The 22,335-nt window shown below is 62.4% G+C and carries 19 protein-coding genes; 4 read left to right on the top strand and 15 right to left on the bottom strand.

The features are described from left to right. The first annotated feature begins 81 nt into the window (after nucleotides 1-81). The gene (locus tag ACERHN_RS06785; RefSeq protein WP_415922699.1) at nucleotides 82-1,011 is read left to right on the top strand and encodes a DMT family transporter; all 930 of its coding nucleotides are present in this window, start codon (nucleotides 82-84) and stop codon (nucleotides 1,009-1,011) included. A gap of 3 nt (nucleotides 1,012-1,014) precedes the next feature. Here the strand turns inward: ACERHN_RS06785 and ACERHN_RS06780 are convergent, their stop codons facing one another. Both ACERHN_RS06780 and ACERHN_RS06775 read right to left on the bottom strand, forming a co-directional pair. After that, the gene (locus ACERHN_RS06780; RefSeq protein ID WP_415921886.1) at nucleotides 1,015-4,053 is read right to left on the bottom strand and encodes an efflux RND transporter permease subunit; all 3,039 of its coding nucleotides are present in this window, start codon (nucleotides 4,051-4,053) and stop codon (nucleotides 1,015-1,017) included. A 3-nt stretch (nucleotides 4,054-4,056) separates the two neighbouring features. Then, nucleotides 4,057-5,301, bottom strand: a complete 1,245-nt coding sequence (locus ACERHN_RS06775) for an efflux RND transporter periplasmic adaptor subunit (protein ID WP_415921885.1) — start codon at nucleotides 5,299-5,301, stop codon at nucleotides 4,057-4,059. Nucleotides 5,302-5,377: 76 nt separating this feature from the next. On the opposite strand from ACERHN_RS06775, the gene ACERHN_RS06770 reads away from it, so the two are divergent. After that, nucleotides 5,378-5,815 (top strand): potassium channel family protein, encoded by a 438-nt coding sequence (locus ACERHN_RS06770; protein ID WP_415921884.1) that lies wholly within the window; start codon nucleotides 5,378-5,380, stop codon nucleotides 5,813-5,815. Here ACERHN_RS06770 and xylA read toward each other — a convergent pair. From xylA to ACERHN_RS06705, 13 genes are all read right to left on the bottom strand, one after another. Further along, nucleotides 5,806-7,107: a xylose isomerase gene (gene xylA / locus ACERHN_RS06765; RefSeq protein WP_415921883.1), complete on the bottom strand. Its 1,302-nt coding sequence runs from the start codon at nucleotides 7,105-7,107 to the stop codon at nucleotides 5,806-5,808. The two genes, ACERHN_RS06770 and xylA, sit on opposite strands and share 10 nt — an antisense overlap. Further along, nucleotides 7,104-8,543, bottom strand: coding sequence for a xylulokinase (gene xylB, locus ACERHN_RS06760; protein ID WP_415921882.1), 1,440 nt, complete (start codon nucleotides 8,541-8,543; stop codon nucleotides 7,104-7,106). The genes xylA and xylB overlap by 4 nt, the downstream gene beginning before the upstream one ends. A gap of 2 nt (nucleotides 8,544-8,545) precedes the next feature. Beyond that, nucleotides 8,546-9,676: a Gfo/Idh/MocA family protein gene (locus ACERHN_RS06755; protein WP_415921881.1), complete on the bottom strand. Its 1,131-nt coding sequence runs from the start codon at nucleotides 9,674-9,676 to the stop codon at nucleotides 8,546-8,548. Between the two features lie 87 nt (nucleotides 9,677-9,763). Continuing rightward, nucleotides 9,764-10,822 (bottom strand): sugar phosphate isomerase/epimerase family protein, encoded by a 1,059-nt coding sequence (locus tag ACERHN_RS06750; protein WP_415921880.1) that lies wholly within the window; start codon nucleotides 10,820-10,822, stop codon nucleotides 9,764-9,766. Nucleotides 10,823-10,847: 25 nt separating this feature from the next. Further along, nucleotides 10,848-11,903, bottom strand: a complete 1,056-nt coding sequence (locus ACERHN_RS06745; protein ID WP_415921879.1) for a LacI family DNA-binding transcriptional regulator — start codon at nucleotides 11,901-11,903, stop codon at nucleotides 10,848-10,850. A gap of 6 nt (nucleotides 11,904-11,909) precedes the next feature. Further along, nucleotides 11,910-13,532, bottom strand: a complete 1,623-nt coding sequence (locus tag ACERHN_RS06740; protein WP_415921878.1) for a dihydroxyacetone kinase subunit DhaK — start codon at nucleotides 13,530-13,532, stop codon at nucleotides 11,910-11,912. A gap of 18 nt (nucleotides 13,533-13,550) precedes the next feature. Further along, a complete protein-coding gene (locus ACERHN_RS06735; protein WP_415921877.1) occupies nucleotides 13,551-14,549 on the bottom strand; it encodes an ABC transporter ATP-binding protein in 999 nt (332 codons plus the stop codon). Continuing rightward, nucleotides 14,542-15,639, bottom strand: a complete 1,098-nt coding sequence (locus ACERHN_RS06730; RefSeq protein ID WP_415921876.1) for an ABC transporter ATP-binding protein — start codon at nucleotides 15,637-15,639, stop codon at nucleotides 14,542-14,544. The genes ACERHN_RS06735 and ACERHN_RS06730 overlap by 8 nt, the downstream gene beginning before the upstream one ends. After that, nucleotides 15,632-16,000, bottom strand: coding sequence for a bleomycin resistance protein (locus ACERHN_RS06725; RefSeq protein WP_415921875.1), 369 nt, complete (start codon nucleotides 15,998-16,000; stop codon nucleotides 15,632-15,634). The genes ACERHN_RS06730 and ACERHN_RS06725 overlap by 8 nt, the downstream gene beginning before the upstream one ends. A gap of 2 nt (nucleotides 16,001-16,002) precedes the next feature. Then, nucleotides 16,003-16,197 (bottom strand): hypothetical protein, encoded by a 195-nt coding sequence (locus tag ACERHN_RS06720; protein ID WP_415921874.1) that lies wholly within the window; start codon nucleotides 16,195-16,197, stop codon nucleotides 16,003-16,005. 103 nt (nucleotides 16,198-16,300) lie between these two features. Beyond that, complete coding sequence (locus ACERHN_RS06715; RefSeq protein WP_415921873.1) at nucleotides 16,301-17,239, bottom strand: carbohydrate ABC transporter permease; 939 nt, start codon at nucleotides 17,237-17,239, stop codon at nucleotides 16,301-16,303. A gap of 265 nt (nucleotides 17,240-17,504) precedes the next feature. Beyond that, the gene (locus ACERHN_RS06710; protein WP_415921872.1) at nucleotides 17,505-18,452 is read right to left on the bottom strand and encodes a carbohydrate ABC transporter permease; all 948 of its coding nucleotides are present in this window, start codon (nucleotides 18,450-18,452) and stop codon (nucleotides 17,505-17,507) included. 108 nt (nucleotides 18,453-18,560) lie between these two features. Further along, on the bottom strand, nucleotides 18,561-19,880 hold the full coding sequence (locus ACERHN_RS06705; RefSeq protein WP_415921871.1) for an ABC transporter substrate-binding protein: 1,320 nt from the start codon (nucleotides 19,878-19,880) through the stop codon (nucleotides 18,561-18,563). Between the two features lie 266 nt (nucleotides 19,881-20,146). On the opposite strand from ACERHN_RS06705, the gene ACERHN_RS06700 reads away from it, so the two are divergent. Both ACERHN_RS06700 and ACERHN_RS06695 read left to right on the top strand, forming a co-directional pair. Further along, nucleotides 20,147-21,019: a type IV pili methyl-accepting chemotaxis transducer N-terminal domain-containing protein gene (locus tag ACERHN_RS06700; protein ID WP_415921870.1), complete on the top strand. Its 873-nt coding sequence runs from the start codon at nucleotides 20,147-20,149 to the stop codon at nucleotides 21,017-21,019. A 99-nt stretch (nucleotides 21,020-21,118) separates the two neighbouring features. Further along, nucleotides 21,119-22,330, top strand: a complete 1,212-nt coding sequence (locus tag ACERHN_RS06695; RefSeq protein WP_415921869.1) for an NAD(P)/FAD-dependent oxidoreductase — start codon at nucleotides 21,119-21,121, stop codon at nucleotides 22,328-22,330. Nucleotides 22,331-22,335 lie beyond the last annotated feature (5 nt).

The following is a 22,335-nucleotide window of genomic DNA, read 5'->3' as shown; positions in this document are numbered from 1 at the left end:
GCGCAAAGGCGCCCGCCCGCCGACCCCGGCGACGGGACAATTTCAAATGTCTCGCGGTGCCTGTGACCGGTCTGGGCTTTGGTGCATTTGACCATGGTGCTGCGCGGTGTTTCCGGGCAGCGTGCGTTTATGGATCAGGAATACATCGGCAAACTGTTCCGCATTGGCGGGGCTGCGGCGACCGTGGGGTTGGCGGCGTGCGTGCATGCGGCCGCGGATCTGGTGCCGCTGGGTCAGATCATGGCGTTTCGTGCGCTGATTTCCGGGGTCCTGATCCTTGCCTATGGGCTGATCTTCAAGCCGCACAGGGATCTGTTGCCACGCAGTTGGCGGCCGCATCTGGTGCGCGGTGCGTTGGCGTGTGTGGGGATGGCCCTGTCGTATATCGCATTCGCCCGGCTTCCGATCACGCAGGCGCAGACGCTTGGTTACCTGGCACCGCTTCTTGTTCTGCCGATGGCCATGGTGCGGTTGGGTGAGCGACCGAGGTTTCGGCAGATCGTCGGGCTGGGGTTCGGATTTGCCGGTGTTTTGTTGATCCTCGGTCTTTCTTTCGAGGCGGGGGTGCAGGCGTTTTGGGGCGCGTTGGCCGGAATTGGCGCGGCGGTGGTGATCGCCGTTATTCAGGTGAACGTCCGTGCCATGACCGCCACGGAAAGTGCGGTGTCCATTGCGCTGTCGTTCACCGTGATTGTGACGGCTGTCACCGGGGTCAGCATTTTGTGGGGCAATTGGGTCTGGCCCACGGGTTATGTGTTCTGGGTCTTGCTGGGGGCCGGGGTGTTTGGGGCACTGAACCTCGTCCTGTTTGCCGAAAGCCTTGCGCGGGCACCTGCGTCGGCGGTGGCACCGCTGGATTACACCGGGCTTTTGTGGGCCGTGCTGATAGACTGGTTGATCTTTGCGCAGGTTCCCGGCCCACTTGGTATCCTTGGCAGTGTCCTGATCACGGTGGCCGCGTTGGTCGTGGTGCTCGCGCCGCGCGCGCCTGCGCCGACGCGGGGCATTTGACCGCTAGACCTCGGAGGCCTTGACGCCAAAGAACACGGCATAGAGGGCAGGCACCACAAAAAGCGTGAGCAGCGCGGCAAAGCTGAGGCCGCAGATGATCACCACCGCCAGGGATGCAAAGAACGGATCCCACAGAAGCGGCACCACGCCCAGCACGGTGGTCAGCACACCCAGCAGGACTGGCCGCACGCGGCTGACGGCAGCATCCTGCACCGCGGCCATGCGGGGTTTGCCACCTGCGATCTGGCTGTCGGTTTCATCCAGCAGGACAATCACCGCCTTGATCAGCAGTCCGGTCAGCGACAGGACGCCGAGGATCGCCATGAATTCCAGCGGCGTCTGTGTGCTGACCAGACCCCAGATCACGCCGATCATCGCCAGCGGTACGGTGAGCCAGATGATCAGCGGTTGGCGCACCGCGTTGAACAGGAAGATCACCACGAGGATCATCGCGCCAAAGCCCAGGGGCATCGTCGCGGCCAAGCCTTCGTTTGCCTCTGCGCTGTTGCCGAATTCGCCCTTCCATTCGAGTGTGTATCCGGGGGGCAGGGGGATCTCTTCAATCGGTCCGCGCACCTCTTCGAACAGGGTTCCGGACAGCACGCCGGGGGCGTTGTCGCCCTGTGCGGTGATGGCCAGCGCGCGGTCGACACGTCGCAAATTGCCGGCCTCGAACACCACTTCGAACCGGTCCACGGCCTGCCCGATGGGAACGTAACCGCCCAGAACCTGGCTAAAGACCTGTACGTCATGCAACTGACCGATGTCTTCCCGGTTGGCGGCATAGGGGCGCATCACGATGTTCCGCAATTCGTCCCGCTCGCGGTAAACGCCGAGACGGGCGCCCGAAAGGTGGGTGTTCAAGGCGTTTGAAATCTCGCCCTGGGTCAGGCCGAGGCGGCGGGCGTTTTCCGTATTGATCACCGGGCGGATCACCGGTTCCTGTTCGCGCCAGTTGTCCTTGACGGCAACGGCGCCTGCTGTCTGGAGGATGGCCTTGGCCTGATTGGACAGATCCCGCAGCACGGTGGCGTCCGGACCGGTGAACCGCGCTTCGATTTTCGAGCCGCCACCGGGGCCGAGCACGAATTTCCAGACCTTGGCGTTCGAGGATGGAAAGCTGTCGTTGATCCAGGCCTGTACATCCGTGCGCAAGCCTTCGATCTGATGAAAATTCTCGACGTCCACGAGGATTTGCCCGTAGGCGGAATTGCCGTTTTCGCTTTCGTAGATCAGCATAAAGCGCAGATGGCCGTTGCCCACCATTGTGTTGGTGCCGGTCACACCGGGCAGCGTGCGCACATGGGCGTCGATTTCGAGGATGTCGGCCTGAGTCTGTGCAATATCCGTGCCTTGTGGGAGGTAATAGTCAATCACGAACTGCGCACGTGTCGAGGCGGGAAAGAAGCCCGACGGGATTTGATCGCCGATGGCCATGGCAGAGGCAAACAGCGCCACCGCTGCGCCGATGGTCAGATAGCGCAAGCGGATCGCCTTTTGCAGAACGGAGCGATAGAGGCGCAAAAGCGGGCCCTCGCCCGATTTCTCCTTTTTCCCCTTCTTGAGCAGGAGTGTGCAGTAGTACGGCGTGAGCCAGATTGCGACGAGCCACGAGAACAACAGTGAAATCAGGATGGTCCAGAACAGACTGCCTGCATACTCGCCGGTGTTGTCTGGTGAAAATCCGATGGGGGAAAAGGCCAGAAAACCCACGATGGTGCCGCCCAGCAGGGGCCACTTGGTCTGGTTCACCACGGAAATGGCGGCCTCGCCCGCATCTTCGCCATTTTCGACGCGCACAAGCGTGCCTTCGACGACCACGATGGCGTTGTCGACCAGCATGCCCAACGCGATGATGAGCGCACCAAGCGAGATGCGCTGCATGTCGAGACCATAGAGGTACATGCCAAAGAGAGTGCCCGCGACGGTGACCAGCAGGATGCCCCCCATCAACAACCCGGACCGCAGCCCCATGAAGATCAGAAGCGTCCCAACCACGATGGCCAGCGCGACAACCACGTTGAGGACAAAGTTGTTCACCGATTCATCGACCGTGGTCGATTGGTCCGAGATGGGCAGGATGTCGATGCCGATGGGCCGCTGATCAATCAGCGCATCCATGCGCGCCTTGACCGCCTCGCCCATGTTCACGACGTTGCCACCCAGCCGGTTGGAGATGCCAATGCCAATCGCCGCCCGACCATCCCGGTAGAGCAGTTCGGTTGCGGGGTCTTCGTATCCACGTGTCACGGTGGCAATGTCACCCAGTCGGAAGGACGCGCCGTTCGACGGGTTCACAATCACCAGATCGGAAATCGCCTGGGTCGAAGACACCGCCGACTGCGGACGCACCTCGAGCCGGTTTTGACCCGATACGATGCTGCCTGCGGGCGCCACGAGGTTCTGGCCTTCGAGGATTTGCGCAATCTGATCCGGTGCAAGGCCGAGCTCGATGAGACGTGCGGGCGCGTATTCGACATAGATCACCTCGTCCTGCACCCCGTTCAGGACCACCTTGGACACGCCGTCAACGGTCACAAGATCGCGCTGCAGGTCCTTGGCATATTCGTAGAGTTCCGAGATGGAATAGTCATCGCCCACGATCGCGAAATAGAGCGCGTAGACGTCGCCGAAATCGTCGAACACTTGCGGGGTGAGCGCATTGGGCGGCAGCTGCGACTGCGAATCCTGTATCTTGGAGCGCATCTGCGAAAAGCGCTGGTAGAGCGCGGGGTAGTCCGGTGTGCTCTGGATCGTGAATTCAACGGTCACATTGGATAGGCCTTGCGACGAGACGGACCGCACCTCGTCCACGCCTTGCAACTGCTGGAGCGCGTTTTCAATGACTTCGGTGACCTCTTCCGCCACTTCTTCGGCGGATGCGCCGGGGTATGGGGTGATGATCTGCGCCTGCCGAATGATGAATTCGGGGTCTTCAAAGCGGGGCAGGGCCGTGTAGGCAAAGTAGCCGGACACGAGGATTAACAGGGTGCAGAGCGCCGAAATCAGGCGCTTTTCGATGGCAAACCGGGCCAAATCCATGTGTCAGCCCCCGATCCGGTCGATCGGGCGGATGGTCATGCCCTCGATGATCTGGTTCACCCCGGCAGAGACGATCACGTCGCCCGTGGCAAGCCCATCGCTGACCGCGATACTGTCGCCCCGCGCAGCCCCAAGTGTAATGGGCCGTGCGCTGACGGCATTGTCTGCGCCCACAATCCAGACAAAGGGGCTGCCATCGGGGGCGCTGACAACCGCGGTGAGGGGGATGCGCATTTCCGGCGCGGGACCTGCGGTCGATGAAATGACGCTGGCCACCATACCGGGCAGGATCACGCTGTTTTCGGGCTGTGCCACACTGACCCGCCCTCGAAAGGTCTGGGTCGCGCTGTCCGCCTGAACGGAGAATTCCACGACTTCGGCATCGAATACGGCGCCGGGAACGGCGTCGAACGTCACCTGATTGCTGATCTGGCCAACACCGTTGACGGTGAGGGTGGTCACATCCGTGCCGGGGATGTCAAAAGCCAGATGCAGCACCGCAAGCGATTGCAACAACGCCACATTCTGACCGGCCTGAATGTTCACGAAATTCTCGATGTCGCGGCGCGCAATGATGCCGTCGAATGGCGCGGTCAGTGTTGCGTCGGCGAGATTGTCCTGTGCGACCTGCAATTGCGCCTCAAGCCCGCGCAAGGCGGCCTCTGATGCGGCGATGTCTTCGGCGCGTGCACCGGCCTGCCCGATGGTGAGCTGTTCAATCGCTGTTTGCAGAGCCGCTTCTGCCACGCGCAGGGAGGCGTCATCCCGTTCCTGTTGTGCGGCTGCGGCCACGCCGCGCTGAACCAGTTGCCGTGTGCGCTCAGCCTGATCACGGGCCTGATCCACCTGTGCCTGCGCCGAGGCGACAGAGGCCTCGAGCGCCACGATCTCTTCGGGGCGGGAGCCCGTGCGCAGGGCGTCCAACTGTGCCGCGGCTTGGTCCCGCTGGCTCTCCAACTGCGCGATTTGCCGTTCGAAATCGCGGGGGTCCAGCTTGGCGATTACATCGCCTTGCGCGACCTCCATGGAACCACGGATCGGCAGTTCGATAACCCTGCCGCTGACCCGAAAGGACAACTCGACCTCTTGCGATGGCAACACGATGGCCGGGTAGGTGCGGCGGATGACGCTGTCGGTTTCAGTGACGGTAAACACTTTGGCGGGGCGGACAATATCCTGGGCCATGACGGGAAGGGCCGAGGCAAAGGCGCCAAGCGCTGCGATCAAACTGCGAGAGAACGTGTTCATGAATCCGCCTTTGCCGTTAAGATGCGGCCAATGTGTCCGGAAGACTGCACACGCGTCAATTGTCCAAGGGGATGCCATGACACTTTTTGCGCAAGTCGCCTGGGGAACGTGCCTGCTGACGGCATGTGCGTTGTTGCATGTGGTGGTTGTGGCGGGCGCAGTACCCTATGCCAACGTGCTGGGCGCGGCATTGCGGGCGCGTCGCGTCATCATCCGCAACGCCGCCATGTTGTCTTTCGGGGTTTTTGTCGTTGTTCTTGGCCACACGTTGCAGATCTGGGCGTGGGCATTTGTGTTGCTCTGGATCGGCGCATTCGCCGATTTTCCCGAGAGCTTTTATTTCGCCACCGCGACCTACACGACCCTTGGATATGGCGATTTGATCCTGGGCCCCGAGCTGCGGGTCTTTGCCAGTTTCGCATCCATCACCGGGCTTTTGACCTTTGGGATCAGCACGGGCCTGCTCATCAATATGGTGAGCAGGCTCATGCCGGATGATCCCGATCAGACGTAGCGGTTGACGATGTTCTCAAGCCGCTCTTGCCGGCCTGACCGCGGGGCGGGGTCAAAGCCGTCCTGCATCGCCCGGTCAAAACAGCCCTCAAGACCGCCGGCCAGCATGTCCTTGGCCGCCACGCTGTCCCATCCTGCATAGCGCTCTGCCCGCGCCGCCGCGAGCGCGCCGTCCTCCAGCATCGCGGCGGCGGCCTTGAGGCCCCGCGCGCAGACGTCCATCGCACCGACATGGGCAGCCACAAGGTCCACCGGGTCGAGCGATTGGCGGCGCAGTTTGGCGTCGAAATTCGTGCCGCCGGTCGTGAACCCACCGGCGCGCAGCACCTCGTAATAGGCTAGCGCCACTTCGGGCACGTTGTTCGGGAATTGATCGGTGTCCCAACCGGATTGGTAATCGTTGCGGTTCATGTCGATGGAGCCAAAGATGCCTAGCGATGCGGCCATGGCCAGTTCGTGTTCGAACGAATGTCCGGCAAGGATTGCGTGCCCTTGTTCAAGGTTCATCTGCACCTCGCCTTCCAGCCCGAATTCCTTGAGGAAGCCGTAGACCGTGGCGACGTCGTAATCGTATTGGTGTTTTGAGGGTTCCTGCGGCTTGGGCTCAACGAGGATCGCGCCCTTGAACCCGATCTTGTGCTTATACTCCACCACCATTTGCAGGAAGCGCCCCGCATTGTCGCGCTCGCGCTTGAGGTCGGTGTTCAGGAGCGTCTCGTACCCTTCACGGCCACCCCACAGGACATAGTTTTCGCCCCCCAGTTTCTGCGTCGCGTCCATACAGGATTTGACCGTCGCACCGGCATAGGCAAACACATCCGGGTCGGGGTTTGTCGCGGCACCCGACATGAACCGCCGTTCGGTAAAGAGGTTCGCGGTGCCCCAGAGCAGGCGGGGGCCGCCATCTGCCATCTTGGTCCCGATGTAATCGACGATCTCTTCGAAATTCCGGGTGCTTTCGGCAAAACTCTTGCCCTCGGGGCGCACATCATAGTCGTGAAAGCAAAAGAAGGGCTGGCCCAGAATGGCAAAGAGGTCAAAGGCCGCGTCCGCCTTGAGCCGTGCAAGGTCCATTGTGTCACCGAACCACGGCCGGTCAAACGTTTGCCCGCCAAAGGGATCGCCGCCGGGCCAGGCAAAACTGTGCCACCACGCCACGCCAAAGCGCAGGTGGTCTTCCATCCGCTTGCCCATGACCAATTCGTTGGGGTCGTAGTGACGGAAGGCAAGATCGGATGTGCTGGCCGGGCCCTCGAATGTGACGGGGTCGATGCCTTGGAAGAAGTCGGTCATGAGATGTCCTTGAGTGCTTGATAGGTCGCGCTGTAGCGCGCATGGGCCTCGTCGAATGCGGCGCCGAGGGTTGTGTCAGGGTCGTATGTCTGTGCGATGGCAGGCGGTGTCGCGATTTCCGGCCCGCCATCGCCTGCGGCCATGAGGCCGAGCCGTGCCGCCCCGAACGCCGCGCCAAAGTCGCCTTGCGCGGGGACAGATACCGGCAGTCCGAGAACCGTCGCAATGGTTTGCAACCAGTAGCCCGAGGCCGCGCCGCCGCCCACTGCGATCAGGCTGTTGAGTGTGGTGCCGGTCGCGGTCATCGCATCAAGGCTGTCCCGAAACGCATAGGCCACGGCCTCCAGAACGGCGCGCGTTCCAGCGGCCCGGTCAGTTTCATGCGCCAATCCGACAAAGGATCCGCGTACTTTCGCGTCGTTATGCGGTGTGCGCTCTCCACCCAAGTAAGGCAGGAAAAGCGTGCGTCCCGGCCCCTCTGGCGTGCCCAGCTCACCGGTCAGGGTCGCAGGGTCTGCGCCAACCAGACGCCCGTACCAGGCAAGCGCATCCGTCGCGGCCAGGATCACACCCATCTGGTGCCACTGTCCCGGCAGCGCATGGCAGAAGGTGTGCAGGGCCGTGTCCGGGTCGGGCGCATACCCTTCTGCTGCTGCAAAAAGCACGCCTGAGGTTCCGAGCGACACGAAACCTTCGCCCGGTCGCGCCACACCGACACCCACGGCTGACGCGGCATTGTCGCCCGCCCCGCCTGCGACCGGTATGCCCGCACGCATACCAAACGGCGTGGCCACGCCGTCGCGCAACTGGCCCGAGGCTTGCGCCCCTTCCACCAGTCGGGGCATGTGTTCGCGGCCCAGATCGGTGGCGGCCAACAGGTCGTCAGACCAGTCGCGCGCACCCACATCCAGCCAGCTTGTGCCCGCCGCATCCGACATTTCCGACACCGGCTCACCGGTCAGCCAGAGCCGCAGGTAATCCTTGGGCAAGAGCACGCGGGCCGTTTTCGCAAAAATGTCGGGTTCATGCGCCTTGACCCACGCCAGTTTTGGCGCGGTAAAGCCGGGGAACACGATATTGCCCGTTTGCGCCCGAAAGATCGGATTGGCGTCAAGCGTGGCCGCTTCCACCGCGCTGCGTGTGTCGTTCCAAAGGATGCACGGTCGCAACACCCGATCCGCTGCATCCAGCAGCGTTGCCCCATGCATGTGCCCCGACAATCCGATGCCGCGCACCGCGCTCAGGTCGTGCGCACCCGCCAGCTGCCGCAACGCAGCCTGCGCCGCGGTGATCCAGCTGTCGGGATCCTGCTCCGACCAGCCGGGATGCGGGCGCATCACCTCAAGCGGCGCTGTCGCACTGCCCACAATCTGCTGCTCTTCCCCGATCAGCAGCGCCTTGACACCGGAGGTGCCCAGATCCAGTCCAAGATACATGCTCAGTGGTCCAACTTGACCCAGGCCGCATCACGCTGCGAGGATTTTACGCAGGCCGACACGAATTGCACACCCTTCAGACCGTCCTGCACGGTGGGGTAGACCACATGATCGGGCACCGCCGCACCGGTGCGCGCGGCGATGATCGCCTCTGCCGCCTCGGTGTAGATATTGGCGAACCCTTCGAGATACCCCTCCGGATGTCCCGGCGGCGTCCGGCTCACCCGGCCTGCGACGTCTCCTGCTCCCGCACCCCCGCGCGTGATCAGCCTTTTGGGTTCACCAAAGGGGGTGTGCCACAGATAATTCGGGTCTTCCTGCGCCCATTCCAGACCGCCGCTCTCGCCATAGACCCGGATGCGCAGCGCGTTTTCATTGCCGGGCGCCACCTGGCTCGACCACAGCATCCCCCGCGCGCCACCGGCAAAGCGCAGCATCACGTGGGCGTTGTCGTCCACCGCGCGCCCCGGCACAAAGGCCTGCAAGTCCGCGGCCAGGGTCTCGACCTCCAGCCCCGTGACAAAACAGGCCAGGTTGAATGCGTGCGTGCCGATATCGCCCGTGGATCCTCCGACCCCGGAACGGGCAGGATCGGTACGCCATTCGGCTTGCTTGAAATCCTGCTCAACCGTCAGCCAGTCCTGCGGATACTCCACCTGCACCACACGCACGGCGCCAATCTCGCCCGCGGCAACCATCTCGCGGGCCTGTCGCACCATCGGGTAGCCGGTGTAATTGTGCGTGAGGATGAACAGGGCGTCCGACTTTTCCGCTTCCTTCACCATCTTTTTTGCATCCGCGAGGGTCGAGGTCAGCGGCTTGTCGCAGATCACGTGGATACCCCGTTTCAGGAACTCACGCGCGGCGGCAAAATGCACGTGGTTGGGCGTCACGATGCTGACCGCCTCGATCCCGTCCTTGAGCCGCGCCTCGCGGATCGCCATCGCCTTGAAATCATCATAGACCCGCGGCAGCCCGAGGGCGGCACCACTGGCCTGCGCCTTTTCCGGGGTTGCGCTCAACGCGCCTGCCACCAACTCGTACCGATCATCGATCCGCGCCGCGATACGGTGCACCGCCCCGATAAAGGCGTCATTGCCGCCCCCCACCATGCCAAGCTTGATCCGACCCATCGTGTTCTCCTTCTTGCCGGGGCGCGCCCGGATCCGTCTTCATCTCGCAAAATAAACTCGCCCCGCAGGGCCGGTGTGCCAAAGGGCCTACCCGTCAATCCCGAGCATCTTGCGGTTTGCGGCCTCGTCCGTCCCGCCATCGGCAAAATCGTCAAACGCGCGTTCTGTCACGCGGATGATGTGGTCCTTGACGAATTGCGCGCCCTCGCGCGCTCCGTCCTCGGGGTGTTTGAGGCAGCATTCCCACTCCACCACCGCCCAGCCGTCGAAATCATTGGCCGCCATCTTGGAAAACACGGCGGCAAAATCCACCTGCCCATCGCCCAGCGACCGGAACCGGCCGGCACGGTCGACCCAGGATTGATACCCGGAATACACACCCTGCCGCCCCGTTGGGTTGAACTCCGCATCCTTGACATGGAACATGCGGATCCGGTCGCGGTAGATATCTATATTGTCGAGGTAATCGAGACACTGGAGCACGTAGTGGCTGGGGTCATAAAGCATGCAGGCCCGGTCGTGATTGCCCGTGCGCTCGAGGAACATCTCATAGGTGATCCCGTCATGCAGGTCCTCGCCGGGGTGGATCTCATAACAGACATCAACCCCGCACTCTTCTGCGTGGTTCAGGATCGGCAACCACCGCTTGGCCAGCTCGTCAAAGGCGGTTTCCACCAGGCCCGCAGGCCGCTGCGGCCATGGATAGATGTACGGCCAGGCCAGCGCACCCGAGAATGTTGCATGCGCGCCGATCCCCATGTTCTTCGAGGCCGACAGCGCCATCATGACCTGCTCCACGGCCCATGCCTGCCGCGCCTTGGGGTTGCCGCGGACTTGCGGAGCCGCAAACCCGTCAAAGGCGTCGTCATAGGCGGGATGGACCGCGACCAGTTGCCCTTGCAGGTGTGTCGATAGTTCCGTCACTTCGACGCCATTGGACGCGGCCTGCCCTTTGAAATCATCACAGTAATCCTTGCTGGTCGCGGCTGTGGCAAGGTCGAACAGACGCCCGTCCCAGCTGGGCACCTGCACGCCCTTGTACCCGCAATCCGCGGCCCATTTGGTGATAGCGTCCCAGCTGTTGAACGGCGCGTCGTCGCCTGCAAACTGCGCCAGGAACAGCGCGGGGCCCTTGATGGTCTTCATGTCTGTGATCCTCCCGTGGCCGCCATCATTCCGGCGGCATGTTGTCTTGCAAATAGATGTCGATGCGAATGCGTTCCTGCGTCTCGTCAAAGGGTGCGCGGTCGGCCGTGGCCTTCATCAGCCGCACGGCAGAGCGGACGAGGTGCCCGGCATTCTGCGAAATGACCGCGTCAAACAACCCCGACTGCAGCGCGTTGCGGGACACGGGCGTCAACTCGTGCGCGATGACCACAAGTGCATCGGGCAGGTCATGGGTTTGCAGGAACCGCACAAGCCCCGCATTCCCCGCAGCCGAGGAATAAATGCCCCGCAGATCGGGGACGGACCGGATGATGTCAGGCAGGATCGCCTCAATCAGCTCCGGATCATCGCGCCCCTCCACCGAGGGCAGAACATCAAGCGTGGGAAAATCCTCGCGCATCACCGCGTCAAACCCGGCCCGCCGTTCCAGATGGTCACGGGCCAGCCGCGATCCCGTCAGGACAAGCACCGGACCAGGCGCGTCGATGAAATTTCCCATGAGGCGGGCTGCCGTCCGACCGGCGGCATAGTTGTCGATGCCGACAAAATGATCCCTGTCCGAGCTGGGCAGGTCCGCCACAAGGGACACCACCACAATGCCGCGCGCGCGTGCCCGTTTGACCGCATCGCGCACCGCCGGTGTTTCCGGGCCGAACACCGCAACGCCGTCCGTCTCTGTGGCCGAGAGCTCGTCGAGCATGTCCACGATCGCCTGCGGGTCAAAGGGTGGCACGTGCCGCGCGGCGAGCGTGGTGCGGTGATGGGAAAACTGTGCGCCCTGAATATTCACCTGCGCGGCCAGCGCATCCACGAATTCGTTCTCGGCTGCGGGCAGGATGAACAGCAACCGGTACACCCGCCGCCGCGCCAGGTTTGCCGCCGCCGTGTCGCGCACATAGCCCAGTTCCGCGATGGCGCGGTTCACCTTGTCGATCGTCACGCGGCGCACACCGGGCCGTCCGTTCAACACCCGGTCCACCGTCGCGAGCGAAACGCCTGCGACGCGGGCCAGATCATTGATCGTCGGCTTTTGCGTGGGAGTGAGATCGCCTTCGGGCACGTGTGGTCAGCCCTCCATGTGGCCCGCAAGGCCTTCAAACAGAAGGGCGACGGCTTCGGCGCCGGGATCGTTGTGTCCCTTGAGGTTTTCGGACGGCACATAGGCCGCGCGCCCGGCCTTTGCCGTGTGGATCGTGGCGGTGGCATCCGCACCCGTCCGGGCCGCCGCGGCAGCGGCGGAGAGACCCTGCGGCAAGGCGTCCAGTGCCGGTGCGAGCGCGTCGATCATTGTCCGATCTCCCACCTGCGCGCCACCGACATCACTGACCCGTTGCAGCCCAACCCGGAGCGCGTGTTCCACACTCGCCCCGCTGGCGCAGGCATCCCCAGCGGCGTTGAAGTAGATCGCGAGGATCACGCCCGATGACCCGCCCATCGTTTGGCTGAGCGCGTTGCCCAGGGCGGGAAACAGCTGGGTCAGGTCGGCAAGGGGCATGTCGTCCACGTTTTGCTTGAGCGCGCGGGCGGCTGTGGCCAGCGTGCTGCCGGTGTCGCCATCACCGGATTTGGCGTCAAGGGCGTTCAGCGCATCCTCTGCCGCGATCAGCAGGTCCGCCACATGGCACACCGTTGCCCGTGTGCGGTCGTTGGACGAGGGGATCGGTGCGATGGGGGTCAGCCCGTCGGGCAGGGGCGTCACGGTTGCAGGGGTCAGCGCCTGCAACCCGGGCCACGCGGGCATCGGCACCGGCGCCGCAAGTGCGTTGAGATCCGCCGCGTCCACCGGCAGGACGGACACGGAAAACCCGTGCATGTCGAGGGACGTCATCATCGGGGCCGGGCCGATGATATGACTGGCCACGCCCGCATCCGCGAGTGCGTGGGTCAGTACCGACATTTCCAGTGGTGTGGTCGAACCGAGATTGTTCAACAGGGCCACGCAATCGCCGGTGCCAAGATGCGCCTTGAGCTTGTCGAGCACCAGCGCCATGGCGTCTGCGGCCCCTTGGAAATCCACCTGCTCTACGCCCGGCTCACCATGTATGCCGAGGCCGAGTTCGGCCTTGCCTGCCGGAATGCGTTCTTCCTTGGGCGAGCCGGGAACGGTGCAGGTGTCGAGGCTTTTGCCGATGGAGGCGACGTTGCCAATCACCCGCCGCGCCGCCGCGGCCACATCGTTCAGGGAAGCGCCACCTTCGGCCAGTGCACCGGCGATCTTGTGCACAAAGAGCGTGCCAGCAACCCCGCGTGGTTGCGGCAGATGGGGCAGGGCGATGTCATCATCCACAACCACCATTTCGACGCGGCGGCCAAGGGCGCGGGCCCGTTCGGCAGCAAGGCCAAAGTTCAGCCGGTCCCCGGTGTAGTTCTTGACGATCAGCAGGCACCCGGCCTCGCCCGTGACGGCCAGAATACCGGCCAGTACCGCCTCGACGGACGGGGAGGCAAAGACCTCGCCACAGACGGCGGCGGTCAACATACCCGCGCCCACGAACCCCGCATGCGCAGGTTCGTGCCCCGATCCGCCGCCCGAGATCAGCGCCACCTTGGACCGGTCCCAGTCGGCACGGTAGACGACCTTGATATGCGGATACCCGTCGAGCCGCGCGAGCGCGCCGCCGGATGCCGCCAGCACGCCGTCGATGGCCTCTTTGACCAGATCATCCTTTGCATTCACGAATTGTGCCATGGCTCCGGGTCCTTTCGTTCAGGCGACGCGCGCGCCGTTTGCGTTGAAAAACAGCGGGTTGCGGGGGGCGATGTGGATCGTTTCGCCGGTGTTGAGCGGGGTGTGCGGATCGGTGAGGGTGATCACGTCGTGGTCCTTGAACTTGAGGTGGAGCCGGGTCTGATCGCCCAGCCGTTCCACCCGTGTGACCTGCGCGGGCGCACCGCCATCCAGTGCGATATGTTCGGGGCGCAGGCCGATCTGGGTGGCGCCCTGCGGTGCGTCCTCATCAAATAGGCCGGTTGGCAGCAGGTTGATCCGCGGCTGGCCCAGACGGGCGGCGACATAGGCCGAGGTGGGGTTTTCGTAGATCTCGCGCGGGGTGCCGAACTGCACCAGCCGCCCCTCGTCCAGAACGCCCACATGGGTGGCCATTGTCATCGCCTCGATCTGGTCGTGGGTGACGTAGAGCAGGGTGGCGTTGAGTTCGGCATGGATGCGTTTCAACTCCACGCGCAGGTCGGCGCGCAGCTTGGCATCCAGCGAGCTAAGCGGTTCATCCATCAGGTAAATTGCCGGATCGCGCACGAGGGCGCGCCCGATGGAAACGCGCTGCATCTCACCGCCCGACAGCTCTGTCGCCTTGTTGTCGAGCTTGTGCGGGATGTGCAGGACTTCGGCCACTTTTGCGACCTTTTCGGCGATCTCATCCTCGGGGGTTTTGAGGATCGGCGAGCGCAGCGGGAAGGCGAGATTGTCGCGCACGGACATGTGCGGGTAGAGCGAATATTGCTGGAACACCATGGCCACGTCACGCTGGGCCGGGGTCTCGACGCTGACGTCACGGCCCGCGATCTGGATGGTGCCGGCGTCGGCCTTTTCCAGCCCCGCGATCAGGCGCAGGGTCGTGGTCTTGCCCGCACCAGTGGGGCCAAGCAGGACCACGAATGCGCCATCGGGGACCGTCAGGTCCATGTCGATGATGGCTTCGGTCTTGCGGAAGGCTTTGGAAACGCCTGATAAAACGACCTCAGCCATGGGCGAGCACTCCTTCGTTCAGGGCCGAGCGCAGGGCGTGCCCTGTGCCCCGGTCAAACAGGGTGACGGTGTCGGGGTTGAAGTCCATGCCGACCGTCTCGCCCACCTGCGCGGGCTGGTCCGAGGCGATGCGCGCCTTGAGGTCACCGTTGGGGGTGTCGAGGGTCACGATCTGCGTTGTGCCGAGATATTCGGTGGCCGTGACCTTGCCGCGATACGCACCCGTATCGTTCAAGATGATGTGTTCGGGGCGCACCCCAAACACCAGCTCTCCGCTGGCCCCATCGCGTAGGGCGGGCATACCCATCTGCGCCTCACCAAGCGCCACGGATGATGCCCCAGCCGCCACATTTCCCTGAAAATTCAGGAAGTTCATCGACGGGGAGCCGATGAAGTTGGCGACGAACATGGTCGCGGGCTTGTCGTAAATCTCTTGCGGGGTGCCGAATTGTTCGACAACCGCGTTGTTCATCACGACGATCTTGTCGCCCATCTGCATCGCTTCGAGCTGGTCGTGCGTCACATAGACGGTGGTGGCCCCCATCCGGTCGTGCAGCGCGCGCAGTTCTTCGGCCATGTGTTCGCGGAATTCGGCATCCAGAGCGCCAAGCGGTTCGTCCATCATGAACGCCTTGGGTTCACGAACGATGGCCCGACCGAGCGCCACCCGTTGCCGGTCGCCGCCCGACAGCCCGCCGACGGGTTTTTTCAGGATATCCTTGATGCCGAGGATGGTGGCGACCTCGTCGATTTTCGCACGCACCTGCGCGCGCGGCATGCCCTGGCTGACCAGCGGATAGCGTAGGTTCTTGTAGACGTTCATGTGCGGGTAGAGCGCGAACATCTGGAACACGAAAGCGATGTCGCGCTGAGACGGCGGACGCTGCCCGATCTCTTCACCGTCGAGGTAGATTTCGCCCGATGTGGGCAGTTCGAGCCCCGCGATCATGCGCAGCGTCGTGGTCTTGCCGCAGCCCGATGGGCCGAGCAGCATGAAGAATTCGCCGTCTTCGATGGTAAAGGAGCTTTCGCGCACGGCGACGAAGTCCCCGAATTCCTTGCGGACGTTTTTGATAACGATCTCAGCCATTTGGGATACTCTCTCCGATCCGCAGGAGGTTGCCGTCGGGGTCCCAGAGCGTTGCCTCGCGCATGCCCCAGGGTTTGTCTTCTGCCGCTTGGAAGCGGGGAAAGCCTGCGTCGTGCGGCAGGTTCAGCCCGGCCAGCAGGGTCGACACCGCATCGACGTTTTGTGGCCGGATATAGGCGCCGTGGTCACAGGTTTCGGGCGTGTGTGTCGGGTGGTGGAAGAAGTGCAGTTCCACCTTGTCACGGTTCATCAGGAGGTAGTTGCCGTCGTCATACCAGGTCGTAAATCCCCAGCTTTGATAGAAGGCACCTGTCGCGGCGAAATCGCGTGAGGGCAGGATGGGGCAGGCTTGTTCCAGCATGCTCAGTCCCCTTCCCGGAAGTGGCTGACGACGATGAACATCACGGTGCCGATGAGGGTTGTGATGAAGGAATAGGTGTAGGCCCACATCACGAAGGGTTGCATCAGCATCACCACCCCGAGGGCGATGATGACCGTGGCGAGCGCTTCCCATGGGCCGCGGTGCAGGCGCATGAGGCCGGTGAAAAAGGACATCATGACGGCACCTCAGATGTGGGGGGCACAACCCGTACACAGGCTGTGCACACCCTGTGCACGGCCTTGGTGCACCAAGATGTAGTGGGGAGGCATAGGGTGTGGGTCATTTCCGTACGGCTCCGAATGTGATGCCTCTGAGCAGGTGTTTGCGCAGCAGGATGGTGAAGATCATAACCGGCAGAAGGAAGATCGTGGCGCCTGCTGCGACCGCGGGCCAGTCGAGGCCGCCCACGCCGATGATGGTCGGGATGAAGGGCGGTGCCGTCTGCGCCGTGGCAGAGGTGAGCAGCACCGCGAAGGCGTATTCGTTCCAGGCAAAGATCAGGCAGAAGATCGCGGTGGAGGCGATGCCGGTGGCAGCCTGGGGCAGGACGACTTTGTAGAACGCCTGGAACCGGGTGTAGCCGTCGATCAGCGCAGCCTCTTCATACTCGCGGGGGATTTCGTCGATGAACCCTTTGAGCAGCCAGACGGCGAGGGAGATGTTCACGGCCGTATAGAGCAGGATCATGCCGAGATGCGTGTCCGATAGCCCGAGGTTGCGGTACATCAGGAAGATGGGGATGGCGACGGCGATCGGGGGCATCATCCTTGTACTGAGGATGAAGAAGAGGAGATCATCGGCGAGCGGGATCTTGAACCTCGAGAAGGCATAAGCCGCGAGGGTGCCGAGGAAGATGCTCAGGAAGGTCGAACCGAAGCCGATGATGACCGAGTTCAGGAACCGTTCGCCGAATTTCGAGGGGCCGACGATGACCATGTCGTATTGGCGCACGATCTCGTCCGCCCAGTTTTCGGGTGGGTTGGCCGCGAGGAATTCGTCCGTCTGGCGGGTGCGGGTGGTGAACAGGTTCACGTAGCCTTCGAGCGTGGGTTCGAACACGATCTTGGGCGGATAGCTGATGGCGTCGCTGGGCGATTTGAACCCGGTGAGCATGATCCATGCGAGCGGGATCATGGTGATCAGCGCATAGGTGATGACCAGCGTGCCCGCGAGCCATTTGGAGCGGCCGGAGGGTTCGGTGATGGAATGGGCGCTCATTTGGTTGGCCTTTGTGCAAGACGGTTGGACAGGCGCGCCTGCGCCGTGCCCGACCTCGGGAGGGCAACCGTCATTGGTTCTGTTTGCGAACGGAGAACATTAAGCCTTGGATTTGCTCGGCTTGTTACGCTCGAGTATGCCCTTCCGGGGGGGAGGTGTCGCCATTGTCGCTCGGACCAATGGCGCGAAATGGCGACCATGGCGCAGTCGCGCCGCGGTGCGCTTGAGGTCGACCGGATCGCCAAGGTTTGTGAGGACTGTATCATTACCGCTCCTTCACCTTGTTGAGGGCTTTGACGTAGATGCTGGCCAGGCCAAACACCGTGACGAAGAGGATGATGGCGTAGGCGGAGGCGTAGCCAGTGCGCCATTTCTCAAACGCCTCGCGTTTGAGGTTGATCGAGGTGAGTTCGGTGGTGGAGCCGGGGCCGCCGCCGGTGAGCTGGACGACGAGGTCGAACATCTTGAAGTTCTCGATGCCGCGGAAGAGGACGGCGAGCATGAGGAATGGCAGCACCATGGGGATGGTGATGGTGAAGAACTGGCGGAGTTTGGAGGCGCGGTCGATCTCGGCGGCCTCGTAGATGTAGTCGGGGATCGAGCGCAGGCCGGCCAGGCAGATGAGCATCACGAAGGGCGTCCACATCCAGGTGTCCACGATGACGATGGACCAGGGGGCAAGTTGCACGGAGCCGAGCATTTCGAAGCTGGATGGCTCTGCCCGGGTGAAGAAGGTGACGATGTAGTTGAAGAGGCCGATTTGCGGCTGGTAGAGGAACTTCCAGAAATTGCCGACGACCGCAGGGGACAGCATCATCGGCAGCACGATGACCGTGGTCCAGAAGTTCGACCCTTTGAAATTGCGGTGGATGAGCCAGGCGAGGGCAAAGCCGATCAGCACCTGAAGCGCGATGGTCCAGATCAGGAAATGCGCGGTGGCCTGCATGTTCAGCCAGATGTCGCTGTCGGTGAGGATACGTTCATAGTTGCGCAGGCCAATGAATTCAGGTTCGCGGTTGAGGCGGTTGGCTTTGTAGTTGGTGAAGCTGAGCTGGATCGTCCAGATCAGCGGGAATATGTTGATCGCCAGCAGCAGAAAGATCGTGGGGGCGACGAAGATCCAGGCGATGGCGCGGTCGCTCAGGCCCTTGATCTGGCGGGCGACGCGGGGCGGCGTGGCCTTGGCGGCGCGGGTGGCGATGGGGTCGGTCATGTGGGCACGCCTGTCTAAGGGGGTGGGCAGATTGCCCACCCTACGCGGTGTCGTTGTGCAAGAAAGGGGTAGGGTGGGCAATCTGCCCACCCTTTGGAGGGCGCGCGCTTAGAGCTTGCCTTCGTCCTCAAAGACTTCGGTCCAGTCTTCGATCAGCTTGTCGAGCGCTTCTTGGGCTGTGCCCTGATCGGCGACCACGTAGTCGTGGACGCGCTTTTGCATGGCCAGCAGCAGTTCGGCGTAAGCCGGTTCCTGCCAGAAGTCCTGCACCGCGCCCATCGCTTCGAGGAAGTCACCGGCGAACGGGGCGCTGTCCTTGAAGCCGGGGTCGTTCAGCACCGAGTTGTGGGCCGAATAGCCACCGAGTTCCCACCATTTGGCCTGCACCTCGGGGTTCGAGAACCACTTGATGTATTCCAGCGCCGCGTCCTGCTTGTCGCTATAGGCGACAACGCTGATGCCCTGACCGCCAAGGGTCGAGCCCGCCTGGTTCTGTGGTGGGTTCACGAAGAAGTCGATCTTGTCCCCGCCGGTGTTCGGATCGGCGTAAAGGCCGGGGAAAAACGCGAACCAGTTCATCGCCATGGCGACCTGACCGGATTTGAACGCGTCGAGCGACTCGCCCATATACGAGTTCGTGTAGCCCGGCGGCGTCGCCGTTTCGTAGAACGTCTTGTAGAACTCCAGCGCTTCGACCGCTTCGGGCGAGTTCACGGCGCCTTCCATGTCGTAGGAGCCGGGGGTGTTTTCGTATTTGAAGCCCCACGGGTAAAGCGCGGATGTCACGCCCATCGTGATCCCTTCGGAGCCACGCTCGGTAAAGATGGACGCGCCGTAGACGGTCTTGCCATCGATCTCGCGACCCTGGAAGAACTGCGCGATTTCGAGCAGCTCCTTCTGGCTCTGCGGCTCGCCCAGATCGCGGCCTGTGGCCTCTTTGAACGCCGCCTGAATTTCTGGATCAGCGAACCAGTCGGCGCGGTAGAACCAGCCGTTGGCGTCGCCCATCGCGGGCAGTGCATAGTAGTTGGGTGTGCCCTTGGGCCATGTGGAATAGGCGTAGACGGTCGCGGGCGCGAAGTCGTCCATGCTGATGCCTTCGGCGTCAAAGAAGTCGTTCAATTTGACGTAGTGGCCGTTTTCCGCGCCGCCGCCGATCCACTGGCTGTCGCCGATCAGCAGGTCGCAGAGTTTGCCGCCCGAGTTCAATTCGTTCAGCATCCGGTCGGCGAAGTTGGGCCATGGGATGAACTCGAAATTCATGCTGTGGCCGGATTGCGCCTCGAACTCCTTGCTGAGTTCAACCAGCGCATTTGCGGGATCCCAAGCGGCCCAGCACAGGGTGAGGTCTTCGGCGGATGCGAGCGTTGGCACGCTCACGGAACAGGTCAGGGCCGCGCCGATGGCGGCGGCGTTAAGTCGTTTCATGAAATCCTCCCTAGATGGGCGTTTTGAATCATTGTCGCCCGTGTGATCAGTAAAAATGAGGGGCGCACCTCAAGTCAAGAGATTCTTGAGGTGCGCCCCTCAAAAATACTCTCTGCGATGTGGTAACGTGTTTGGGTGAGGTGAAATATATAATGAAAACGGTAATTTAATCGGCTGTGACGTGCCTGTGATTTTGTGGTTCGACAGGTCTGCAATCTGTCGGATGTTTGCACGATGATAACGTTTTGCCGCTAACTGATCTGGCAATGACCATGTTGTCTCGTGCCCTCTCCGTGCTGCTTTGCGTCGCCATATTGTGGTTGGCGGCACCTCTTTCCGTGGCATTGGCGCAAGGACCGGCGGCGGAGAACAAAACGCGGATCAAGCTGGCGGCGCGGCAGGCCACGCTGACGCAGTTGATCAGTCGCGATTTGTGTTTCGTGATGGCGGGGATGCAACCCGAACACTACGCGGAAAAGGCGAAATCAGCGATCCGGCAGTTTGAAAATACACTCACAGGTCTTGCGGTGGGCGACGATACGCTCGGGATTCCAGCGGAGGAAATCGGGGCACTGCGCGATCAATATGCGCAGGTTGGTGAGACCTGGCAGGTGTTGGGGCCTGCCAGCCGTCAGATCGCCGCAGGTGATCTGCATTCGGTCGCCATGCGGCAATTGATGCAGTTCGGTATATTGGCCGAACAGGAGGCGGATGCGGTCACCGCGCATGTCATTGACGCGCACGGCGCGGGTCTGCCCGACGGGTTGCCGCACGCGGTCCATGCCGTGCAGCGGCTGGCAACACTGGCATCCCGCGCGTCCAAGGAAATATGCTTTGTCACGCTGAACATTGACGAGGCGCATTATCGATCGACCCTGATGGACACGATCGCGGAAATGGATCGCACCATCGGTCTTTTGCAAGACGGCTCGGAGGCTGCGGACATTATCGCCCCGCCCAACCGCCGCGCCGCGCGTCAATTGGACCGCATCGTGCGTGCGTGGCGCGATCTGTCGGCAGCCCTGACCACAGCGACCGAAAATGACGTGATGGATACGGGCCAACGGGCGCTGTTGGCGAATTTGGGCAATCAGATCGTGTTTGAGGTCAACACAACGATCGGCACATATCTCTATTGACTATAACCATGTCTGGCCAAACCTGAATTTTGATCGCAAAGTGCACGAAACGGGCCGTGCGCAGACAAGGCCCATGCGCAGCGGATCAGGGGCGGGCACATGGCACAATACAGGGAAACACCGGAACATTCACGCTATGATGTGGTGATTGTCGGCGGGGCAATCATGGGGTCATCAACGGCGTGGTTCCTCACGGACAGCGATGATTTCCAAGGCCGGGTTTTGGTTGTGGACCGTGACCTGTCCTTTGAGAGCTGTTCGACGGCCCATACCAACAGCTGCATGCGGCAACAGTTTTCCACCGCGCTGAACGTACAGATCAGCCAGTTCGCCGCAGATTTCGTCAAGAACATCCGAGAGCGTATGGGGGATGACGAACGCGTTCCGGCATTGGGCATTCGCAGCTTTGGGTACATGTACCTTGCGGACACTGACGCCTTTGCCGATGTGCTGCGCAGCAACATCAAGGTGCAGCATGCGGCGGGTGCCGCCACGCGATTGATGGCGCCTGATGAGATCAAGGCCGCATACCCGTTCTATAATGTCGACGACATCGTTCTGGGATCCATCAACACGGTGGACGAGGGGTATTGGGACGGCAACGCCGTCTTTGAATGGTGGCGTCGGCAGGCCCGCGAACGCGGCGTCGAATATGTGCAGAACGAAGTCGTCTCGATCCAGCGCGACGGCGCGCGCATCCAGTCGGTCACATTGGCCAGTGGCGAGGTGATCGCCTGCGGTCAGTTGGTGAACGCATCCGGGCCACGCGCGGCCCGCACCGCTGCCATGGCCGGGATCGACATCCCCGTCGAGCCGCGCAAACGCTTTTCATGGGTGTTCACGGCAGAGCGGCCGCTTGACCGCGACCTGCCGCTGACCATTGACCCGTCGGGTGTCCATGTGCGTGAAAACGGCGGTGGCACTTATCAGGCGGGCGGCCATACGGACCCGGATCCTGCTGTCGACTATGATGATTTCACGATGGACCACGCGATCTGGCAGGATCACGTCTGGCCGGTGCTGGCGACCCGTATTCCGCAATTCGAAGCGATCAAGGTGACGGCGGAGTGGGCCGGGCACTATGCGATGAACACGTTGGATCACAACGCCATTCTCGGGCCGCATCCCGAGGTGGAGAATTTCATCTTTCTCAACGGATTTTCGGGGCATGGGTTGCAGCAATCGCCCGCAATGGGGCGCGGCACGGCCGAATTCCTGACCTACGGCGGGTATCGCAGCCTCGACCTGACGCCATTTCATTTCGACCGCGTGCTGTCCAACACGCCAATCCTGGAACGCGCGGTTATCTAAAGGAG

It is taken from the genome of Tateyamaria rhodophyticola (genome assembly GCF_047777875.1).
Classification (GTDB): domain Bacteria; phylum Pseudomonadota; class Alphaproteobacteria; order Rhodobacterales; family Rhodobacteraceae; genus Tateyamaria.
This window is presented reverse-complemented; position numbering and strand designations above follow the sequence as displayed.